At 73.1% G+C, this 3,231-nt stretch carries 3 protein-coding genes; 2 read left to right on the top strand and 1 reads right to left on the bottom strand.

Translation table 11 applies throughout. The features are described 5' to 3' along the window. Window positions 1-1,672, top strand: a 1,672-nt coding sequence (locus GPJ59_RS34930) for a hydroxysqualene dehydroxylase (RefSeq protein ID WP_219672076.1), incomplete at its 5' end; no start/stop codon positions are given. A 33-nt stretch (window positions 1,673-1,705) separates the two neighbouring features. Beyond that, complete coding sequence (locus GPJ59_RS34925) at window positions 1,706-2,512, top strand: helix-turn-helix domain-containing protein (RefSeq protein ID WP_219672075.1); 807 nt, start codon at window positions 1,706-1,708, stop codon at window positions 2,510-2,512. On the opposite strand, the gene GPJ59_RS34920 is transcribed toward GPJ59_RS34925, so the two are convergent. Then, window positions 2,498-2,914, bottom strand: coding sequence for a hypothetical protein (locus GPJ59_RS34920; protein ID WP_219672072.1), 417 nt, complete (start codon window positions 2,912-2,914; stop codon window positions 2,498-2,500). The two genes, GPJ59_RS34925 and GPJ59_RS34920, sit on opposite strands and share 15 nt — an antisense overlap. Window positions 2,915-3,231: the final 317 nt, after the last annotated feature.

The following is a 3,231-nucleotide window of genomic DNA, read 5'->3' as shown; positions in this document are numbered from 1 at the left end:
CTCCGGCGCGGCCCCCCGCCGGGTCGCGGTCCTCGGCGGCGGTGTCGCCGGGCTCACCGCCGCGCACGAACTCGCCGAGCGCGGCTACCGGGTGACCGTGTACGAGCGGCGCGCCCTGGGCGGCAAGGCGCGCAGCATGGGCGTACCGGGCAGCGCCCGCGGCACCCGCCGGCCGCTCCCGGCCGAGCACGGGTTCCGGTTCATCCCGGGCATCTACCACAACCTGCCCGACACCATGCGGCGCATCCCCTTCCCGGGCAACGCGAACGGCGTGTGGGACAACCTGGCGGCCCCGCCTGAGATGATGTTCGCCCGCTCCGGCGGCCGCGAGGACCTCCGCGGGCCGGTCCCGTGGCCCGGCCACACCGGCGCCGACCTCACCCTCGACGAGGTCCGCCGGCTGATCGGCGGGTTCCTCCAGACGCTCGTACGGCTGCCGCTGCACGAGAGCGCGTACTTCGTCGACCGCGCGGTGGTCTTCCTGACCAGCTGCGACGAGCGCCGCGACCAGGTCTGGGAGTACACGCCCTGGTGGGACTTCGTACGCGCCGCGCAGATGTCGACGGAGTACCAGCGCATCCTCGCCGTCGGCGTCACCCGCAACATCGTGGCGACCAAGGCCGAGGAGGCGTCCACCCGCACGGTCGGCACCCTCGGGGAGGCCTTCGTCTTCAACGCGCTCGGGCGCGGCGCCGACGGTCCGCCCGACCGGATCCTCCGCCTGCCCACCAACGAGGCCTGGATCGACCCCTGGGAGGCCCATCTGCGGTCTCTGGGCGTGGAGTTCCGGATCGGCTGGACGGTGCGGGAGGTGCGCTGCGGCGGCGGGCGGGTCACCGGGGTCGACGTCGAGGGCCCGGACGGTGCCCGCGGCACGGTCACCGCCGACCACTACGTGTCCGCGCTGCCCGTCGAGCACGCCCGCCGCACCTGGGGCCCGGCGCTGCGCGCCGCCGACCCGATGCTGGCGCGCTGCGACCGGCTGGAGACGGACTGGATGACCGGCATCCAGTTCTACCTGACCGAGCGGGCGCCGATGGTCCACGGCCACGTCAACTGCATCGACTCGCCCTGGTCGTTGACCGCGATCCAGCAGGCCGAGCACTGGCCGGCCCGGAACTTCGCCGCGGACTACGGGGACGGCACGGCCGTGGACTGCCTCTCGGTGGACATCTCGGAGTGGGACAAGCCTGGGATCCTGTACGGGAGGACGGCCAAGCAGTGCACCCGCGAGGAGGTGGCCCGCGAGGTGTGGGCGCAGCTGAAGGCCTCGCTCAACGACACCGGCAAGGCCGTGCTGCGGGACGGCGCGCTGCACTCGTGGTACCTGGACCCGGGCGTGGACGGGCTGGGCACCCCGAACCCGACGAACGAGGACCAGCTGCTGATCCACCCCACGGGCACCTTCCACAACCGCCCGAGCGCCGCGACGGCGGTCCCCAACTTCTTCCTGAGCGGGGACTACGTGGCGGTCGACATCGACCTGGCGACGATGGAGGGCGCCAACGCCTCGGCCCGCGCGGCCGTCAACGCCTTGCTGGACCGGGAGGGTTCACCGGCCCCGCGGTGCACGGTGCAGCCGCTGTACCGGGCGCCGGAGATCGAGGCGCTCAAGCGGCACGACCGGTGGCGCTACCGCCTCGGCCTGCGGAATGTCTTCGACCTGGGCTGACCTGGACGGACGGGCTCGGCTACGGTCGTGGGCATGACGATCCAGCCTCGTGCGGCCGAGCCTTCCGTGGGTGCGCTGCTGCGCACCTGGCGCGAGCGGCGCGGCATCAGCCAGCTGGAGCTGGCGGGCCGCGCCGACTCCTCCTCCCGGCACATCAGCTTCATCGAGACGGGGCGTTCCCGGCCGAGCCAGGAGATGGTCCTCAAGCTCGCCGACCACCTGGACGTGCCGATGCGGGAGCGCAACGCGCTGCTGCTGGCGGCCGGTTACGCGCCCCGGTTCGCGCAGACCCCGCTGGACGACCCGTCGCTGGGGACACTGCGGGAGGGCCTGGAGCGGCTGCTGACCGGCTACGAGCCGTACCCGGCGATCGTCGTGAACAGCACGTACGACGTGGTCGCCGCCAACCGGGGCATCCTGATGCTGCTGGACGGCCTTCCCGGGCACCTGCTCGCCCCGCCGCTGAACGCCATGCGGATCACGCTGCACCCCGAGGGTCTGGCCCCGAGGATCCGCAACCTGAAGGAGTGGCGCGGCCATCTGCTGGCGCAGATGGAGCGGCAGATCGCGCTGGCCCGCTCCGAGCCGCTGCGGAAGCTGTACGAGGAGGTGGCGGCGTACCCCGTCGCCGACCGCCCGGGCGACGGCGAGCCGGACGAGCCGGTCCCGTACTTCGCGCTGCCGCTGGTCATCGAGCACGACGGACACGTCCTGTCCTTCGTCTCGTCGATCTCCACCTTCAACACGCCGATGGACGTGACGGTCGCCGAGCTGGCCATCGAGACGATGCTCCCGGCCGACCCGGCGACGGTGAAGTACCTGCGCTCACTCGGCGGTTGAGCGCAGTGCCAGCTGCTGCAGTACGGCGAAGGCGGCGACGGTGAGGGCCTGTGCCGGGATCCACACGGTCCCGGCGGTGGTCGGCGAGAGCCACGCCACCAGGGCGACGAGGCTGACCACGGCCCAGACGTAGTTGGTCTCGACCACGGCCTTCACCGCGAAGGCGGAGGGCCGGCGCCGCGAGGCCAGCCAGCCGACCGCGGAGCCGTACGCGACGAGCAGGATCCCGAGGTCCAGGAGCAGCCCCTGGCCGATGCCGAGGAGCCGCCCCAGCGGTGCGGAGAAGGCGAGGTACGCCAGGCCGTTGGCGGTGGTGACGACGGAGTCGAGGGCGAGGAAGCGGCGCAGCGCGGTCTGCGGCCGGGTGGTGCGGGCGATGCTGCCGAGCAGGGTCGCGGACATGGGTGATCAGCCTCCGTCGAGGTCGGGAGCGGGTGGGGAACCGGTCCCGGAGGGCGAGTGCGCGCCCTCCGGACCCGGTGCCCCCACCTTGCCGCCCGGGCCCCGGCGGGGTCGATTACGTGCGAGGTAATGCCCGAGGTCATGGCGCCCGAGGTGTCGGCCGAGGCGGTGCCGGGGACCGGCCGCCGGCGGCGCCCCACTACTCCGAGTCGCCGTACTCGTCCGTGCGCCTGCGGGCGCGGGGGCGCAGGCGGGCCCTGTAGTGGCTGGTTCTTATACACCTCTCCGAGCCCCCGAGACCCAGGCCGATGTCCGTA

It is taken from the genome of Streptomyces bambusae, from assembly GCF_019400985.1.
Classification (GTDB): Bacteria; Actinomycetota; Actinomycetes; order Streptomycetales; family Streptomycetaceae; genus Streptomyces; species Streptomyces bambusae_A.
Note: the sequence above shows the minus strand (reverse complement) of the source record. Positions and strands in the feature narration are given on the sequence as shown.

Bases quoted from the DNA above. Each gene is read 5' to 3' on its own strand.
- GPJ59_RS34920 (WP_219672072.1), bottom strand. From the start codon at position 2,914: ATGTCCGCGACCCTGCTCGGCAGCATCGCCCGCACCACCCGGCCGCAG.
- GPJ59_RS34925 (WP_219672075.1), top strand. From the start codon at position 1,706: ATGACGATCCAGCCTCGTGCGGCCGAGCCTTCCGTGGGTGCGCTGCTG.